Below are 2,280 nucleotides of genomic sequence, written 5' to 3' on the forward strand. Positions count from 1 at the left end.
CCTGAAATTGCAGTTCTATGTTGAACTTGCGAATGGAAAAGAAATTAAAAAAGTTAAAGCTCGGAAACTTTACTTCGAGCGCGTTAGATTTTAGTTCTCAAAAGAACATTCGTGGTGGTCAAATAACCACAGGTAATGGTGTTTCTCATACTTCTTCAGTTGGAGAAGTAACTAAAACAGGAGAAGTGCCTACTGAGTTTATTACCATGACAGAATATGAATGGTAATTAATTCGACTTAAAAAAAAGGGAAGTTTAACTTCCCTTTTTTATAGTTAAAAATAAGCGTAGAACGTAACCTTTAGATTATATGATTTTAATTTTAGGGAGGACAGATGATGCTTCAACGCATGAGGTTGGGAAATGGCTCAAATATCTAGGGAAAGAATATATTGTTATTCATGGAAATGTAAATGATAATAATGTAAAGTTTATATCTTGTGATTTAAACCATAATCAAATTATTGTTTCAATTAATTCACAATACATTAATTTAGCAGATGTTACATCTGTTTGGAATAGACGAGATGGATTTTCTAAAGTGGGTTTGGGTATTGACTTTTCTATAAAGCATAAGTTACTTCCAACGGAAAATAATAATGTATATATTAAATCCGTAGTAAATGAAGAGGCTAAATTTCTTATAAATTACATCCATTCTTTTTTTGCTTTGTCTGAAATCAAACAACTAGGTTTGTCCGAATCAAATGTTGTAAATAAACTAGAAGTCTTAAGTATTGCACAAAAAATTGGTCTATTAATACCAGACACTTATGTGCTTACACAAAAAAAAGATTTACAAAACCTTTTAAACACAAATAAAAATGACTTTTATATAACGAAACCAATAAGTCAAGGAGGAGTTTACTATTTTTCTGAAAAAGCTAACTATTACTCATACGTGGAGAGGATTCAACCTTCTTTTTTTAATAGAATACCAGAACAGTTTTACCCTTCATTATTTCAAAAAGAAATAAAAAAGAAATACGAATTAAGATGTTTTATATTAAATGAGGAAGTTTATTCTATGGCTATTTTATCACAAAAGATAAACGAAACTGTTACTGATTACAGAAAGCCCATATGTTCTCATAAAAAAATGAGAATGGTGCCATACACTTTACCGCAAGATATAGAAAATAAACTTTTTCTTTTATTTAAGAAATTAGATTTGAATACTGGTTCTGTTGATATTATTGTAGATGAGAATAATAGCTATTATTTTCTCGAAATTAATCCTGTAGGTCAATTTGCAATGACTTCCTACCCATGCAATTATTATTTAGAAAGGAAAATAGCAAATATATTGTAAAAGAGATGAAAACTGAAAATAATTTAAAAATATTCAAATTAGGAATGATATGCAAAAGGTATAGACCTTATTATCCATTAATATATAATTTTATATTATATATAAAAAATCCAAAACCCGATAAATTTATTCATGCATACAGATATAATAAAGAGCTGCAAGGGACAATTGTCTATTACGAGTTGCAGAAACCCATATCTAAAATCTAAAAAATGAAAGATTATTCCATTATACATAAAAATTTAGATAAATATTTCATAATTTATTCTGATTGTTTTCTTTCTAGAGGCCTTGTTAAAAGTTCTATATTAGATATTACAAATCAGCAAATGTATTTTTTTGACACTCAGTTTTATGATATTCTCTCTACAATTAGTTTATATCGAATTAGAGAAATATTATTAATGTGTGAGGATGAGGTAACTGTTGAGAGTTTTCAAGAATTAATTATGTTTTTAGTATCGAAAGATTTAGGTGCTTTTGTAGAAAATGTATCTTTATTTCCACCTATAAATGTTGAATGGGACTGTTATTCGATAATATCGAATGCAATAATTGATGTTAAAAACAAAATTCATAATTTTGAAAAAATATTTATCGAATTAAACGATTTGTTTTGTGAAAAGATTCAAATTAGGTTCTACTCGGTAGTAGGTACAGATATTTTTCATAAGATTATACATCATGCAATAGATAAGCGTTTTTCGCATATTGAATTTGTTATAAAAGAAGATGCACAAGAAAATCGACTTGAAGATTTAATTGCTATTGTAAAGCAATATCCTTTCATTCATTTTACAATTTATAATTCATTTAAAGATCTCTCTACTTTAAGATTTAATAATATTTCCTTTATAAAAAGAGATTTAGATTTTTGCAAGGATTGTGGTGTTATATCTCCAGAATATTTTATTATACCAACAATGGATTCATATATGGAGAACTCTGCAAAACTCTTAGTTTAGAAAT

Annotated in this window: 3 protein-coding genes; all 3 read left to right on the forward strand. The window is 27.1% G+C overall.

Annotated elements, in window-relative coordinates:
* The first annotated feature begins 32 nt into the window (after nucleotides 1-32).
* The 3 genes from HMPREF3034_RS12685 (at nucleotide 33) to HMPREF3034_RS10260 (ending at nucleotide 2,276) form a co-directional block, all read left to right on the forward strand.
* A complete protein-coding gene (locus tag HMPREF3034_RS12685) occupies nucleotides 33-227 on the forward strand; it encodes a hypothetical protein (RefSeq protein ID WP_156431107.1) in 195 nt (64 codons plus the stop codon).
* 82 nt (nucleotides 228-309) lie between these two features.
* The gene (gwsG, locus tag HMPREF3034_RS10250; protein ID WP_062435338.1) at nucleotides 310-1,311 is read left to right on the forward strand and encodes a grasp-with-spasm system ATP-grasp peptide maturase; all 1,002 of its coding nucleotides are present in this window, start codon (nucleotides 310-312) and stop codon (nucleotides 1,309-1,311) included.
* A gap of 212 nt (nucleotides 1,312-1,523) precedes the next feature.
* Nucleotides 1,524-2,276, forward strand: a complete 753-nt coding sequence (locus HMPREF3034_RS10260; protein ID WP_062435345.1) for a hypothetical protein — start codon at nucleotides 1,524-1,526, stop codon at nucleotides 2,274-2,276.
* The last annotated feature ends 4 nt before the right edge of the window (nucleotides 2,277-2,280 follow it).

This window comes from Prevotella sp. DNF00663 (assembly GCF_001553265.1).
GTDB lineage: Bacteria > Bacteroidota > Bacteroidia > Bacteroidales > Bacteroidaceae > Prevotella.